The 15,966-nt window shown below is 37.1% G+C and carries 15 protein-coding genes and 1 other annotated feature; of the genes, 9 read left to right on the plus strand and 6 right to left on the minus strand.

The features are described from left to right. Positions 1 to 11: 11 nt before the first annotated feature. From BN1226_RS04415 to BN1226_RS04425, 3 genes are all read left to right on the plus strand, one after another. Positions 12 to 1,793, plus strand: coding sequence for a DUF3413 domain-containing protein (locus BN1226_RS04415; protein ID WP_044470159.1), 1,782 nt, complete (start codon positions 12 to 14; stop codon positions 1,791 to 1,793). Positions 1,794 to 2,081: 288 nt separating this feature from the next. Then, entirely contained in the window at positions 2,082 to 3,071 is a 990-nt protein-coding gene (locus BN1226_RS04420) for an amidohydrolase family protein (protein WP_044470160.1), read from the plus strand. A gap of 96 nt (positions 3,072 to 3,167) precedes the next feature. Beyond that, a complete protein-coding gene (locus tag BN1226_RS04425) occupies positions 3,168 to 3,512 on the plus strand; it encodes a hypothetical protein (protein ID WP_147280366.1) in 345 nt (114 codons plus the stop codon). A 55-nt stretch (positions 3,513 to 3,567) separates the two neighbouring features. Here BN1226_RS04425 and yjjG read toward each other — a convergent pair whose 3' ends face one another. The 6 genes from yjjG to BN1226_RS04455 all read right to left on the minus strand — a co-directional run bounded on the left by yjjG (position 3,568) and on the right by BN1226_RS04455 (position 9,072). Then, positions 3,568 to 4,233, minus strand: a complete 666-nt coding sequence (gene yjjG / locus BN1226_RS04430; RefSeq protein WP_044470161.1) for a pyrimidine 5'-nucleotidase — start codon at positions 4,231 to 4,233, stop codon at positions 3,568 to 3,570. After that, entirely contained in the window at positions 4,230 to 5,165 is a 936-nt protein-coding gene (gene dusC, locus BN1226_RS04435; protein ID WP_044470162.1) for a tRNA dihydrouridine(16) synthase DusC, read from the minus strand. Before dusC ends, yjjG begins: the two co-directional genes overlap by 4 nt. Then, positions 5,165 to 5,776, minus strand: a complete 612-nt coding sequence (locus BN1226_RS04440) for a DUF2238 domain-containing protein (protein WP_005761755.1) — start codon at positions 5,774 to 5,776, stop codon at positions 5,165 to 5,167. Before BN1226_RS04440 ends, dusC begins: the two co-directional genes overlap by 1 nt. Next, complete coding sequence (gene djlA, locus BN1226_RS04445; protein ID WP_005761801.1) at positions 5,776 to 6,654, minus strand: co-chaperone DjlA; 879 nt, start codon at positions 6,652 to 6,654, stop codon at positions 5,776 to 5,778. Before djlA ends, BN1226_RS04440 begins: the two co-directional genes overlap by 1 nt. A 162-nt stretch (positions 6,655 to 6,816) precedes the next feature. After that, the gene (gene deoD, locus BN1226_RS04450) at positions 6,817 to 7,533 is read right to left on the minus strand and encodes a purine-nucleoside phosphorylase (RefSeq protein WP_044470163.1); all 717 of its coding nucleotides are present in this window, start codon (positions 7,531 to 7,533) and stop codon (positions 6,817 to 6,819) included. Between the two features lie 273 nt (positions 7,534 to 7,806). Continuing rightward, positions 7,807 to 9,072 carry a NupC/NupG family nucleoside CNT transporter gene (locus tag BN1226_RS04455; protein WP_044470164.1) on the minus strand — a complete coding sequence of 422 codons (1,266 nt, stop codon included), beginning with the start codon at positions 9,070 to 9,072 and terminating at the stop codon, positions 7,807 to 7,809. Positions 9,073 to 9,420: 348 nt separating this feature from the next. Here BN1226_RS04455 and yczE point away from each other — a divergent pair, with 348 nt between their 5' ends. The 6 genes from yczE to hisC all read left to right on the plus strand — a co-directional run bounded on the left by yczE (position 9,421) and on the right by hisC (position 15,896). After that, the gene (gene yczE, locus BN1226_RS04460; protein WP_044470165.1) at positions 9,421 to 10,092 is read left to right on the plus strand and encodes a membrane protein YczE; all 672 of its coding nucleotides are present in this window, start codon (positions 9,421 to 9,423) and stop codon (positions 10,090 to 10,092) included. A gap of 121 nt (positions 10,093 to 10,213) precedes the next feature. After that, positions 10,214 to 11,464, plus strand: a complete 1,251-nt coding sequence (gene mtr, locus BN1226_RS04465) for a tryptophan permease (RefSeq protein ID WP_044470166.1) — start codon at positions 10,214 to 10,216, stop codon at positions 11,462 to 11,464. A 57-nt stretch (positions 11,465 to 11,521) separates the two neighbouring features. Continuing rightward, positions 11,522 to 12,289: a class I SAM-dependent methyltransferase gene (locus BN1226_RS04470; protein WP_044470167.1), complete on the plus strand. Its 768-nt coding sequence runs from the start codon at positions 11,522 to 11,524 to the stop codon at positions 12,287 to 12,289. Between the two features lie 89 nt (positions 12,290 to 12,378). Further along, positions 12,379 to 12,510 (plus strand) — a sequence feature (His leader region). A gap of 44 nt (positions 12,511 to 12,554) precedes the next feature. Further along, positions 12,555 to 13,454 (plus strand): ATP phosphoribosyltransferase, encoded by a 900-nt coding sequence (gene hisG / locus BN1226_RS04475; protein ID WP_044470168.1) that lies wholly within the window; start codon positions 12,555 to 12,557, stop codon positions 13,452 to 13,454. A gap of 50 nt (positions 13,455 to 13,504) precedes the next feature. Then, positions 13,505 to 14,785, plus strand: coding sequence for a histidinol dehydrogenase (gene hisD, locus BN1226_RS04480; protein WP_044470169.1), 1,281 nt, complete (start codon positions 13,505 to 13,507; stop codon positions 14,783 to 14,785). A gap of 46 nt (positions 14,786 to 14,831) precedes the next feature. Further along, a complete protein-coding gene (hisC, locus tag BN1226_RS04485) occupies positions 14,832 to 15,896 on the plus strand; it encodes a histidinol-phosphate transaminase (protein WP_044470170.1) in 1,065 nt (354 codons plus the stop codon). Positions 15,897 to 15,966: the final 70 nt, after the last annotated feature.

Here is a 15,966-nt window from a genome sequence, read left to right on the forward strand (position 1 = left end):
CTTAGTCAATAGTGAAGCTCATTAAAAACGGCAAACAATATCGTGAAGCAATCTCACAGAAAATTTCGTGGGGGCATTGGTTCACGCTTTTTAATATTATTTGGGCAATTTTAATTGGTTCTCGTTATGCATTTATTATTGATTGGCCTGCCACCCTTTTAGGGAAGATTTATTTCTTTATCAGTATTCTGGGACACTTTAGTTTTGTCGTGTTTACTGGCTATTTATTGATTATTTTTCCTTTGAGTTTTCTCATTAAAAATAACCGCACTTTTCGAGGTGTTTCGGTTATTTTGGCAAGTATTAGTTTGACCTTATTGGTCATTGATACTGAGGTCTTTTCTCGTTTTTCATTACATTTATCTTCACTCGTTTGGAATTTATTGGTGAATCCTGAAGATGGTGAGCTGTCTCGTGATTGGCAAATTTTCTTTGCACCAATGCCAATTTTGTTATTGGCACAAATGATTTATTCTCGTTGGTCTTGGAATAAGTTACGTAGCTTAGAACGTCAAAAATGGATTCGTAAAGTGGGTTTTACGTTAGTGGCTATGTTTATTGCAACGCATTTGATTTATGCTTGGGCAGATGCCATGATTTATCGTCCTATTACCATGCAAAAATCCAATTTCCCGCTCTCTCATCCAATGACTGCCCGTACTTTCTTAGAGAAAAATGGCTTATTAGATAAATCTGAATATGAAGAGACCGTTGAGCAACAAGGTCGACCAGAAGCGGCTAATATTGATTATCCAAAACACAAATTAAACTATCAAGTGATGACAGAAAAACCGAATATTTTAATTATTAATATTTCAGGTTTACGTTATGATTCGCTCATTGAGAGTAAGATGCCAGCACTTACCCAATTTGCAAAACAATCTACACAATTCATGAATCACTATAGTAGTGGTAATAATAACAATTTAGGCTTGGTCGGATTATTCTATGGGCTTAATTCACGTTATGCCGATTCGATACTGCAAAATAAAGCTGAACCTGAACTGATTAAAAAAATTCAAGCTGAACATTATCAATTAGGCATCTTTTCAGCAACTAATTTTAAAGATAGTTTATTTAAACAAGCTATTTTCCAAAAAATGAATTTACCTAAGATTCAACCAGGCAATCAAAGTGCGGTTAAAAATTGGATAAATTGGTTAGATGTAGCACATCAAGAGCAACCTTGGTTTAGCTATTTAGATTTGGATCTGTTAACGCCGATTGAATCTCAGACTGAGCTTTCTGAACAAGCTGAAATGGAATTATATGACAATCAATTAAAAGATGCAGATACACAACTGAATGCAGTGATTGAGCAATTAACCAATCGGAATTTATTAGATAATACACTTGTGTTGATTACTTCAAGCCATGGTCATGCTTTCCACTTGTCTAAAGAATCTCGTAAAGATTATTTTGGTTTAGATGAAATCCAAGTTCCGCTGATTATCCATTGGCAAGCTTTACCCACTGGACAACAAAGTAAGTTAACCAGCCATACGGATATTGTTTCCACGTTAATGCCAGAGCTTTTTAAAGTTAACAACCCAATTTCTGATTATGCACAGGGTGAAAACCTTGCACAGGAAGCACGTAAAGCGGATTGGGTATTAGTGGGTAATTATCGTTGGAATGTGATTATTGTTTCTAATGGCAATCAGTATCATATTGATCGGAAAGGTCGTTATCAGAAATATAATGTTGATTATGAGAAGGTATCTTCAACTCGTCCACCTTTAGGGCTATTCCTTGAAGTCTTTACTCAAAGCCGTTCATTTGTTGCAGAATAATAGCATAGACCTATTTTTTAATAGGTCTTTTGTTTATTCTATAGGCATTTTTTAAAATCGACTGTATTTTTTATGGTCAAACATTTATACTACGAGTCTAGTACTAGATAAGGACTAGATAACAATGTTATTAATCAAAAATCAGAGAATTTTTCATAACATTCTTCCCCTCAAAGCTAATCAACTTTTAGTTGTATTAACAGCCTATCTTTTTTTAATTAATAACGCATTTGTTCTGTTCAATCCTATCAGTTTTTTTATTCATTCAAATACTGTTATGGAGTAATCATGAAAAATCATGTTCGCAGTTTTAAAACCTATATTCGTGATGAGATTATCAAAAAAGGAGGATGGGTAAATTCACATGCACATGCAGATCGTGCATTTACCATGACCCCTGAAAAAATTGGGATATATCACAATAGTAATCTTCAACAAAAATGGGATTTGGTGGATGAAGTAAAAAGAAATTCAAGTGTTGAGGATTATTATGCTCGTTTCTGCCAATCTATCGAATTAATGATTTCTCAAGGTGTAACAGCATTTGGCACCTTTGTGGATGTTGATCCGATTTGTGAAGACAGAGCAATTATTGCGGCACATAAAGCACGAGATGTTTATAAAAATGATATTATTCTGAAATTTGCGAACCAAACCCTAAAAGGTGTTATTGAACCTACTGCACGTAAATGGTTTGATATTGGTGCTGAGATGGTGGATATGATTGGTGGTTTACCTTATCGTGATGAAGTGGATTATGGACGGGGTCTAGAAGCCATGGATATCCTGTTAGATAAAGCGAACTCATTAGGTATAATGTGTCATGTGCATGTTGATCAATTTAATACTCCTACTGAAATTGAAACTGAACAACTTTGCGATAAAACTATTGAGCATGGTATGCAAGGTAGAGTGGTGGGTATTCATGGGATTTCAATTGGTGCCCATTCAAAAGAATATCGTTACAAACTCTATGAAAAAATGCGACAAGCACAAATGATGATGATCGCTTGCCCAATGGCATGGATTGATAGCCATCGTAAAGATGATTTACAACCTTTCCATAATGCTTTAACTCCCGCAGATGAAATGATTCCTGAGGGAATTACTGTTGCATTAGGTACCGATAATATTTGTGATTATATGGTGCCTCTTTGTGAAGGAGATTTATGGCAAGAATTAAGTTTATTAGCTGCGGGTTGTCGTTTCCCACATTTAGATGCGATGGTGGATATTGCTAGTATTAATGGACGTAAAGTGTTGGGATTAGATATTTAACTATTCACACGTCGGATCTGATTTTTTCTTTATTCTATTGTCAAAAGATACATTAGCCACTAATGTATCTTTTTTCATCTTTTTGGGGACGTTGATGTGAGTAAAATAGGTCTATTTATCTTGTTTATTTCAGCACCGATGCTGGTGTTGGCAGTGTCATCTGCATTAAATAAAATGGGAAACCATGTTGGACAGTTGGGTGCTATGCCTTCGGCAGGGGAGAATTTGCCTACTCAGGCACAATCAAATATCACTTTTAGTCAGCAAGTGGGAGCGACCCATGGACAAGATGGCGTTATTTATCATCAGATGGGCGAAGCTACCTATAGCAATACAGGTAAAGTATATTATGATACAGGAAAGCATATTTATGCGAGTGATGCTTCATATTGCGTAAAAATTGGTGCTGTAACGCAATGTACCGCACCAATAACGAAATAATATTTCAATCAAGAACAGTAAACTATCCTTTGAAATTTTAAAGTGCGGTCAGTTTTTAAAGAATTTTAAGTAATTCCGTAAATTTATTAATACTGTAAGTGGGTTTGATTTCAGTATCATTAGTTTTGTTATAGCTTATCCAACAGGTATCAATTCCTGCATTGTGTCCACCTAAAATATCAGAATGTAAATTATCTCCCACCATAATAACATTGCTTTTATTTTGAATATGAGCACGCTTCAAACTATATTCAAAAATACGCGCATCTGGTTTGGCAATGCCGACTTCTTGAGAAATAGTAATAAATTGGAAATGCTCTGCAAGCCCAGTTTTATTTAAGCGTAATTGTTGTAACGCAGTAAAACCGTTAGTAATAATTGCTAGTTTTGCTTTTTGCTCAAGCTGATTAATGGTCTCGACCACGCCTTCTAAAGGATGACAAAGGTCTGAGAGAGAATTCATATAATCTTGATTAATTTCAGAAGCAGGTTTACCTAAACGCTTTTCCCAAGGTTCAAAACGAATCGTTTGAATTTGTTCTGCTGTAATTTCTGCATTTTGATATTTCACCCATAAAGGTTTATTGACTTTTTCGTACGCTAAGAAATCTTCTTTCGAAAAAGTTAAATTATGGTCTGCAAACATTTTTTGTAATCCTTCAAATGCATTAAATGAAAAGAGCGTTTCATCTGCATCAAAAAAGATCCATTCATACTTCATAATAATTGGTCCATTCTCATTCTTAAGTCATCTGCGTTTTGAGCAGTTTTAATTTGTGTGAAAAGCGTATTTGCCTCAGGATATTCTTTTTTCAAATATTGTAACCATTGTTTAATTCGTGCCACATGATAGAAACCTGAGTCATAGATATTTTCTAGATGTGCATATTTTTGTAGGATAAGCATCACTTGCTCCCAAGCAAGCTTATCGACATTATGTTTGAGAACCAAACTAAGATTCGGGATATTTAATGCTCCACGCCCAATCATTAAATCGTCACAACCTGTCACTTGTAGACAATTTTGCCCATCTTGCCAATGCCAAATCTCACCATTAGCAATCACTGGAATAGTTAATTTCTGACGTAATTCACCTATTTTAGCCCAATTGATTCGTTCTGCTTTGTAACCATCAGTTTTAGTGCGTCCATGAATGGTAATTTCAGTGGCTCCCCCTTGTTGCACAGCATCGGCAATATCAAAGGCAAAATCATAAGAATCCCAACCTAAGCGGACTTTTACACTCACAGCTAAGTCTTGTGGAACCGCCATACGAATGGCTTTCGTTGCCTGATAAATGAGCTCTGGTTGCTTTAACAATGATGCACCACCATTACTCCCATTAACGGTTTTTGAAGGACAACCACAGTTTAAATCTATCCCATGAGATCCTAATTCAATCGCACGATTAGCATTTTCAGCTAACCATTCTGGATATTGACCTAATAATTGCACTCTGACTGGTGTACCAGAACCGGTTTTACCTGAATTTTGTAGTTCAGGACAGAGGCGATAATAGACTTTCTCAGGAAGTAATTGATCCACGACACGAACGAATTCGCTAATACAGAGATCATAATCATTTACTTCAGTTAGTAATTGGCGTACTAAAGGATCGAGTACGCCTTGCATAGGAGCTAAAATAACACGCATTAGGAATATTGTTTATCGGGGCGAGTAAAGTAGAACAGAATCAACCCAGAAATTGCACCAAGTGTATCAGCTAAGATATCTTTTTGTGCATCCCAAATATCACCTTGAGAACCTAGAAATGCAATGCCTTCTTCGCCACCCGCAATGACCGCATATTGCCATTCAATAAGTTCATAGCTAGCCGCTACTGACATAATAAAAAATAGAGCAAAGAATCCTGCAACAATAGGGCCGGTGAGTTTACGGCGTAATAAGAATTCTGCCATTGGGAAACTATAAAAACCGATACTGTAATGCGCAACACGATCAAAGTGATTTCGCCCTTCTCCTAACCAACCTGAAAGCAAATCACTTGCCCACTGAAATGGCACATGCTCAAAAGTATAATGGGCTCCGATTAAATGAAAAATGAGCCATAATGACATGCAGAAATAAGCCCAATTACTGAATTTGAACCATGGGTAAGTAATGATTAATAAGCCAAATACGGTAAAAATTGGTAATACTTCAGCATACCAAACGGCACGTGATAGAGGCTCAATAGCAGACCAAATAGAGAGTACCGTAATAAAAATCATTAATGCTATAGGGAACCAACGAATGTTTTTCATTATTTCCAACCTTTTTGTTTACAAATTAAATCATAAGCAGCTTGAATTTGTTGGGCTTTTTCTTTTGCCATTTCCAGCATTTCTTTTGGTAAACCTTTAGAGACTAATTTATCAGGATGATGCTCATTCATTAGACGGCGATAAGCTCGTTTTACGGTTTGTTGATCGTCTGTAGAATTGACCCCTAATACTTTATAAGCATCTTCAATTGTGGGGCCTGAAGAAGTGCGGTAAGAATTATGATAATTTCCTTGCTGTTGATATTGTTGGCCACCAGCTTGTTCATATTGATATTGTTGTTGACGGTAGAAACCACCATTTCGAGTGAACTGACGTGCAGCCATTTCCATCGCTAACATTTGTTCAAATTGGAGTCTTGAAATGCCTAACTCTTCAGCAATGACAAATAAAATTTCTTTCTCATTATCGTGTAGATGATCATCTGCAAATGCGGCTTGTACTTGAACACTGAGGAACATTCGAAGCAAATCTGCACGCTGACCACAACCAATACGAAACTCACGAATTACTTGGCGAACAGGAAAATCAATGCTTTTGCCTCGATTAAAGGCTTCTTGAGCAAGTTGACGTTGGGCACTATCTAATTGCATTTGAGCCATTAAATTAGAAGCCAATTGAATATCGTCTTCGGTAATACGTCCTTTCGCTTTACTTAAATGACCAAGCACAGCAAACGTAGTTTGCATAAATAAAGATTGGCGAGTAATTTTATTTTTAAAGAAAGAAGAATTAACACTTCCAAGTTCATACAGCTTTTTATCAGCAATATGACCTAAAATCACACCAGCAATGGCTCCAGCAAATCCACCATAGCGATAACCAATAATAAAACCTAGGATTTTCCCAATAAAATTCATTGTGTACTCCGTGAGTAAAAAATAACAAGGTTAGTTTACCTGATTAATTGGGTTGAGTGAATGGAATATCAAGACAAATAAGCGTAAAACTGGGTAAAGAAAAAAGTGCGGTAAAATTTCTAGCATTTTAACCGCACTTTTTACTGGATTTATGAGATGAAATTAAGCTTTATCGCCTAATAATACACTTTCTAAAGCAATTTCAATCATATCATTAAAGGTTAATTGACGTTCTTCAGAAGAAGTTTGTTCACCTGTGCGAATATGATCTGATACAGTACAGATACTTAAGGCTTTTGCGCCATATTCTGCCGCCACTGCGTAGATTCCAGCCGCTTCCATTTCAACCCCTAAAATGCCATATTTTTCCATAACATCAAACATTTCTACATCTGGAGTATAGAAAAGATCCGCAGAGAAAAGATTGCCAACGTGGTAGTTAACCGCTTTTTGTTTGGCAATTTGTACGGCAGCCTGAGTCATCTCAAAGTCAGCAATTGCGGCAAAGTCATTATCTTTAAAACGAATGCGATTAACTTTTGAATCGGTACAAGCACCTAAACCAATAATCACATCACGCACTTTGACATCATTACGTACAGCACCACAAGAACCTACACGGATAATTTTTTTCACACCATATTCAGTGATTAATTCTTTTGCGTAAATTGAACAAGATGGAATCCCCATGCCATGTCCCATCACAGAAATTCGGCGACCTTTATAATTGCCTGTGTAACCAAACATATTACGAACATTGGTGACTTGTTGTGGGTTTTCTAAGAAGGTTTCTGCAATGTATTTTGCTCGGAGTGGATCGCCTGGCATTAAAACGACATCAGCAAATGCACCTTCAGGTGCGTTAATATGTGGAGTCATAGATTTATCCTTCTATTCTAAAGAGTGAATGTATATCATCATAATCCATATGAATATATCAATAGATTAAATGTAAATGAGCATATCTGAGTTTATATCGATATGCCTATGTATAACAACAACGTGAATATAGCCTATGAGGCAACCGTTTTCCTGTTATTAAAATGATAACACCACGATACATCGTGGTGTTTTTAATTTATATATAAACTGCAAATTTTCAGAAATTATACCGCACTTTATGGCTAAATTTAAGCGTAATTTGCTTGTTGATTAACCTAATGCAACGCCACTTAATTCAATAAATAAACCGGCTAAAGTAGCACTCATTAAGTTTGCTAATGACCCCGCAATCACTGCTTTAATCCCTAAGCGTGCAATATCACCACGACGGTTTGGTGCCATTGCTCCCAAACCACCAATTAAGATGGCAATAGAGCTGAAGTTAGCAAAACCACATAAAGCGAAGGTAATGATCGCTTTGGTTTTATCACCTAATACCATAGGGGCTTCAGGTGATAAGTATTTAGTAAATTCTAGATAACCTACGAATTCGTTAATTGCTAATTTGGTACCAATCATTTGACCTGCAACTTCAGCTTCTTGCCAAGGCACACCGATCAACCATGCTAATGGACGGAAGACCCAACCGAAGATTTGCCCTAATGATAGTTCAGGCATACTGAACCAACCACCAACACCACCTAAGATGCCATTAATTAAAGCAATTAATGCTACGAATGCAATTAACATTGCGCCAACATTTAATGCCAATTGCATACCTGAAGATGCACCACTTGCTGCCGCATCTAAGATATTGGCTGGTTTTTCTAATTGAACATGTTCCATCGCATCATCAAATCGTTCTGTTTGAGGCACTAAAATTTTAGCAAACAGCAAACCTGCGGGTGCAGCCATAAATGATGCCGCGATTAAATAAGTAAGTGGTACTCCCATACCAGCATAACCCGCCATTACTGAACCTGCAATTGAGGCTAAACCGCCACACATTACAGCAAATAATTCAGATTCAGTCATTTTACTAATATAAGGTTTTACAATTAAGGGTGCTTCGGTTTGCCCTACAAAAATATTAGCTGCCGCAGACATTGATTCAGATTTAGATGTACCTAACACTTTTTGTAATGAACCACCAATAATTTTGATAATCCATTGCATCACGCCAATATAATAGAGCAGTGAGATTAAGGCTGAAAAGAAAACAATACTTGGTAGTACTCGAACAGCGAAAATAAAACCCTCATTGCCTAATGCTTCGAAAATTTTATCTCCTGCTAACCCACCAAATACAAATTTTATCCCTTCATTACCATAAGAGATAACTTTACTCACCGCATTAGCTGCACCAAGTAAAATATCTCGACCCGCTGGCACATAAAGAATCAATGCTCCGATGAGAAATTGAATCAATAATGCACCACCAACGGTACGGAAATTAATTGCACGACGATTGGTGGATAATAAATAGGCAATGGCAAGTAATACAATTATACCAAGAATACTCATTAATATGCTCATATGGTCCTCAAATCTATGGGTTAATATGGGTTAAACTAAAAAGCTTAAAAAAAGTAGAGTTGAAAAAGTGCGGCTACTATACTGATTTTTTTTATAAAAATCTTGTACAAATATTAAAAAATGAGAAGGGAATCGTTTTTGTTAGCAAAAAAAGATGTTTTTGTAACAAATTATTCATTAATAATTTAACTATTTTTAAATTTATGAAAAAAATGAACAGGTGTTCACTGACTCATGAAGATTTATCTTTTATGTACTTTCGATCTATATTATGCCATTAATATCATTTAATTTTCTGATGAATTTAATTAGAATTAGCTCTCATTAGCTAAAGTTTGTATATTCATCATGTCAAAAATGTTTTCTCTTCTTCCTCAAACACGTTGGACTGCTACATCTTTTTGGTCCTTAGAAGCCAAATCATTGGGGGTATTAGTTTTTTCCTTAGCGATTATGGGCATTGGAGAAGGATTGTTACTGTTATCTAATTTAGGCTCATCTCCTTGGACTATTTTGGCACAAGGTATTGCATTGCAAGGGCATTTTAGTGTGGGTTGGGCTTCTTTTATAATTAGTATATTAGTGATGTTAGCTTGGATTCCACTTAGATTAAAAGTAGGGATTGGCACCCTTCTTAATGTTTTTATTATAGCCCTTGTGCTTGGCATGACTGTGTCTCTGCTTTCTGCTCCTAGTGCTTTAATTGGACGCTTTACCTTTGCGATAGTTGGTATTTTATGTTTTGGGGTAGGCTCTTCTTTTTATTTAACTTGTCACCAGGGGGCTGGGCCTCGTGATGGATTGATGGTTGGTCTATGTCAGTATTTCCATTTACGAATTGGTATTGTGCGTACGATTCTTGAAGTCTCGGCTTGCATTCTCGGTTTTATATTAGGTGGAACTGTTGGTATCGGTACCTTATTATTTGCCTTTTTGATCGGTTGGATAGTTCAATTTACAGTTTCTCTAATCAATCGTTCTCCATGTTTATTAAGTAAAATTGAAGAACCAACGGTTTAATTTTTTTTGTTCTATAAATTAATTGTTTAATTTTTCATCATTTTTAGCATTTCTCTTCTTGTTTTTATGTTTTGTACTACTATAATAGTTCAAAATTACTCTTCTATATGATGGAATCAATATGAAAAAACAACCTTCTTTATTTGGTGGAGCCATGATCATTGCTGGAACAGCAGTGGGTGCTGGTATGTTAGCAAATCCTACATCAACAGCTGGGATATGGTTTTTAGGTTCTCTAGTATTGTTGATTTATACTTGGTTTTGTATGACTACTTCAGGTTTAATGATCTTAGAAGCTAATCTACATTATCCAACAGGTGCAAGTTTCGACACTATTGTAAAAGATCTATTAGGAAAAGGTTGGAATATTATTAATGGAATTTCTATCGCATTTGTGCTTTATATTCTGACTTATGCTTATGTGACTTCAGGTGGTGGTTTAACCGAATCTTTTATTAATCAGTTATTAAGTTCACCTAATAATACAGTAGAAATTGGTCGTTCGTCAGGATCATTACTTTTCTGCCTCGTGTTGGCTGCTTTTGTATGGTTATCTACTAAAGCTGTTGATCGTTTTACCACCATTTTAATTGGTGGTATGGTGATTGCTTTTATTTTATCAACAGCAGGTTTATTAGGTTCAGTTAATACTGAAGTTTTATTTAATAGTATTCATTCAGGTGAAGATTTATATTTACCTTATGCCATTACTGCATTACCAGTTTGTTTAGTTTCATTTGGTTTCCATGGTAACGTGCCAAGTTTAGTAAAATATTATGATCGAGATGCTAATCGGGTGATGAAATCTATTTTCTTCGGTACGACTATTGCATTGGTGATTTATGTATTATGGCAGTTAGCGATTCAAGGCAATTTGCCTCGCGCTGAATTTGCCCCTGTAATTGAAAAAGGCGGCGATATTGCTGCACTTTTAGAAGCATTAAATGTTTATATTCAGATTAATTATATTGGTGAATTATTACGATTCTTTGCTTATATGGCAATTGCCAGTTCCTTTTTAGGCGTGACTTTAGGTCTTTTTGATTATATCGCAGACTTATGTCATTTTGATGATAGTGTAGCAGGGCGAACAAAAACCACTTTAGTTACTTTTTTACCGCCTTTATTATTAAGTTTACAATTTCCTTATGGTTTTGTGGTTGCTATTGGTTATGCTGGATTAGCAGCGACAATTTGGGCGGCGATTGTGCCCGCATTATTGGCAAAAGCCTGTCGTTTAAAGTTTCCACAACGTAGTTATACTGTGTATGGTGGTAACTTTATGATATATTTTGTCATTCTATTTGGTTTATTGAATATACTTGCTCAAGTTGCAATGCAATTTGCTTGGTTGCCAACCTTTAAGGGTTAATTTAAAATTAATTACATTTAAGGGCGTCAATGGACGCCCTTTATTATCTTAGTTGCTATGAAAAAATCAGTTTATGATGCAGAAAGCTTTTTTGAGCTTTATCAGAAATTACGTTCCAATCCCATAAGTTTAAATGAAATTGTGGAAAAGCCAACAATGCTTTCCCTTCTACCTGATTTAGCGGGTAAAACATTATTAGATATGGGCTGTGGAACGGGTGGACATTTACAATGTTATTTGCAGAAAGGGGCAATGCGCGTTGTAGGAATTGATCTATCCGCTAAGATGTTACAGCAAGCAGAGCTTAATTTAACAAAATTTTCTGAAAATCTACCGCACTTTTCCGCAGAATGTTTTAGCCTACACCAGTTACCCATGGAAGATATTGATCAACTGCCTAATGAGCAATTTGATGTGATTACGAGCTCTTTTGCGTTTCATTACATTGAAAATTTTCCAGCGCTATTGGCTAAAATCTCACAACGTTTAAAAACTCAAGGCTGTTTAGTCTTTTCTCAAGAACATCCTATTACCACAGCTTATCAAGGCGGAGAACGTTGGGAGAAAGATGAAAATAAACGACAAGTGGCGTACCGTTTGAATTTTTATCGTGATGAAGGCGTTCGTGAGCGAAGTTGGTTTAAACAATCATTTTTCACTTATCATCGAACACTGGCTACGATTATAAATAATCTGATTCAAGCTGGTTTTCAGATTGAGCAAATCGCAGAACCCATGTTAGCCGATCAAGCACATTGGCAATCAGAATTTAAAGATTTACAGCATCGTCCAGTGTTATTGTTCATTAAAGCAAAAAAAATCTAAAAAACACTTGCGAAAACGTTTGCATTGGAGTAATTTTAAACACATCAAGTTTTTGGAGAAAACAAAATGAATTTTAATCGTACTACTCACCATCATCACCATCACCCTGATTAATCTTTCGGGTATTTGGTGTATGCGGAAGATTCAAATTTCTTCCGAGCTCAAGTACGATATAACAAAATAAAAAACTCTCGGAAGTCGAATTCCGAGAGTTTTTTTTTACACAGAATTTAATTAAAGAATCAATAAGAGAAGAGGACAGATTATGCAAACACAAAATCGTTTACGTATTGCAATACAAAAAAAAGGACGTTTAAGCCAAGACTGTAGTGAGCTTCTTAAACAATGTGGGGTAAAAATTATTTGGAATGATCAACGTTTAATTGCTTATTCAGAAAATCTACCAATTGAAATTTTACGTGTGCGTGATGATGACATTCCAGGTTTAATTTTTGCAGGCGTAGCGGATCTTGGCATTATTGGTGAAAATGTTTTGGAGGAAGAAGAATTAGGTCGTTTAGTAGCGGGGGAAACTGTCGAGTATAAAAAGCTTCGTCAATTAGATTTTGGTGGTTGTCGCTTATCTTTAGCCATTGATCGTGATCGTCAATATCAAGGAGTAACAGATTTAAATGATGCATTAATTGCCACATCTTATCCAAACTTATTGAAACGTTATATGAAAGAACAGGGAGTACCTTTTAAAAGCATCTTATTAAATGGTTCTGTAGAAGTTGCACCAAGTGCGGGCATTGCTAATGCGATTTGTGATTTAGTGTCTTCAGGAGCTACGTTAGAAGCTAATGGTTTGAAGGAAGTGGAAGTCATCTATCGCTCAACGGCTTGTTTAATTCAACGTGCAGAACCGCTTTCAGAGGAAAAACAAGCCTTAGTGGATAAATTATTGACACGAATTCAAGGGGTGCAACAAGCAGGCGAATCTAAATACATTATGCTACATGCACCAAAAGATAAATTAGAAAAAATCACCGCACTTTTACCAGGTGTAGAAAATCCAACCATTCTGCCATTAGCTCATGATGATAGCAAAGTCGCAATGCATGTGGTCAGTCAGGAAAATCTATTTTGGGAAACTATGGAAGCATTAAAAGAAATGGGAGCAAGTTCAATTTTAGTCTTGCCTATTGAAAAAATGCTGGCATAAAAGTGCGGTCAGATTTTCAGAAATTTTTAAATATTAATTAAGGATAAGATATGCAAACCCTAATTTGGAATAATTTAACAGTTGCAGAAAAACAACAATATCTTTCTCGACCTGCACAAGTGATTGGAGAAAAAATCAAACTTGCGGTAGATGAAATTAAGGCAAATGTGTTGGCGAATGGCGATCAAGCCTTATTTGAGCTTAGTGAAAAATTCGATAAAGTGAAATTAGATAGCTTATTGATTTCACAAGAACAAATTCAACAAGCAGAAGAGGCTATTCCAGAAGAATTAAAAAAAGCCATTCAAAATGCAAAAGCAAATATTGAGGCTTTCCACAAAGCTCAACAACCCTCAATGGTCGATATAGAAACTCAACCAGGTGTGCGTTGCCAAGTGCTAACACGTCCGATTAATGCGGTGGGATTATATATTCCTGGTGGTTCAGCACCATTATTTTCAACCGTATTAATGCTTTCGATTCCAGCAAAAATTGCAGGTTGTAAACGTATTGTACTTTGTTCTCCACCTCCGATTGCAAAAGAAATTCTTTATACTGCCAAGCTTTGCGGTGTGGAAACTATTTATGCGGTCGGTGGTGCGCAAGGGATTATTGCCCTTACTTATGGCACTGAAACTATTGAAAAAGTGGATAAGATTTTTGGACCTGGAAATGCCTTTGTCACCGAAGCAAAACGCCAAGTAGCACAACAAGGCACCGCTATTGATATGCCCGCAGGTCCATCAGAAGTGTTAGTGATTGCTGATGAAAAAGCCGATCCAGCCTTTATTGCTAGTGATCTTCTTTCACAAGCTGAGCATGGCCCGGATTCCCAAGTTATTTTAGTTACCACCAGTGAAAAATTAGCGAAATTGGTAAATCAAGAACTTGAAAAACAAGTTGCCGTTTTGCCACGTAGTGAAACTGCTCGTAAAGCCCTCTCACATAGTCGCACCTTTATTGCCGAAGATTTACAACAAGCTGTTGAAATAAGCAATGAATACGCACCAGAACATTTAATTGTGCAAACTGAAAATGCACGATCATTACTGGATAGTTTAGATAATGCAGGCTCCATTTTCTTGGGCGCATATTCACCTGAGTCCATGGGAGATTACGCAAGTGGTACGAATCACGTATTACCTACTTATGGTTACACCAAAACCTATTCAAGTTTAGGTTTAGCGGATTTTAGCAAGCGTATGACAGTGCAAGAACTGACTCCGCAAGGCTTTAAAACATTAGCACAGACGGTGGAACTCATGGCTCATGCAGAGCTACTGGATGCACATAAAAATGCAGTGACTTTGCGTTTAGCCAAGATTAAATAATATAAAAGTGCGGTCGTTTTTGAAAAAATTTTATAGGATGAACAATATGTCAATCACAACACTTTCAAGAAAAAATATACAAGCCTTAACTCCTTATCAATCCGCCCGCAAATTGGGCGGCAACGGCACCATTTGGCTCAATGCTAACGAATATCCGACTTCGCCTGATTTTCAGCTCAGCGGTAAAGATTTAAACCGCTACCCCGAGCCGCAACCGCAGGCGGTGATTGAAAACTACGCTCGTTATGCAGGCGTGCAGCCTGAAAATGTGATCGTTACCCGTGGCGGTGATGAGGGTATTGAGTTAGCGATTAAGGCTTTCTGCCAGCCTGAACAGGATGCGATTTTATACTGTCCGCCCACTTACGGAATGTATGCCGTGAGTGCCGAAACCATCGGCGTGGAAAGGGTAACCATTAACCAAACCGCCGAATTTCAGCTTGATTTAGCGAAAATCAAACAGGCTTTGGCGGAGAAACCGAATATCAAGGTGGTGTTTCTCTGCAACCCGAATAACCCGACTGGCACGCTGCTCAACCGTGCCGATGTGCTGGAACTGCTGGAAATCACTCGCAACCGAGCAATTTTGGTGCTCGATGAGGCTTACATCGAATTTACGCAAGCGGTCACTTTTGTGCCAGAAATTGCAAATTATCCGCACCTTGCGATTATCCGCACGCTCTCCAAAGCCTTTGCTTTGGCAGGGCTGCGTTGCGGTTTTGTGCTGGCGCCCCCAGAGCTGATTGAAATTCTCAATAAAGTGATCGCCCCTTACCCAATCCCTGTGCCGAGTGCCGATATTGCTAAGCAAGCCTTACGCCCTGCGAATATCGAGATCGTCAAACAACGCGTGCAAGGCATTCTTAACGGACGGGATTGGCTGATTAAAGAGCTTGCCAAATTGCCAAATGTGGTAGAAATTTTCGACACCCACGCCAACTATGTATTAGTGAAATTCCAAGACGGACAAAAAGTCTTCAAAGCCTTGTGGGACGAGGGCATTATCCTGCGTGACCAACACAAAGCAGTGAATCTAGCCGACTGCGTGCGGATTACCATCGGCACAGACGAAGAAAATGCGAAAGTGATTGAGGCTATTAAAAGCCTGTAAAAAACCTAGGACGAGCCGTCCTAGTCTGAATAACCCCAGTCGCTTTGCGACTGATAGTAATAGAGCTTTA

Origin of the sequence: Mannheimia massilioguelmaensis, assembly GCF_000940515.1 — a bacterium.
GTDB lineage: Bacteria > Pseudomonadota > Gammaproteobacteria > Enterobacterales > Pasteurellaceae > Basfia > Basfia bettyae.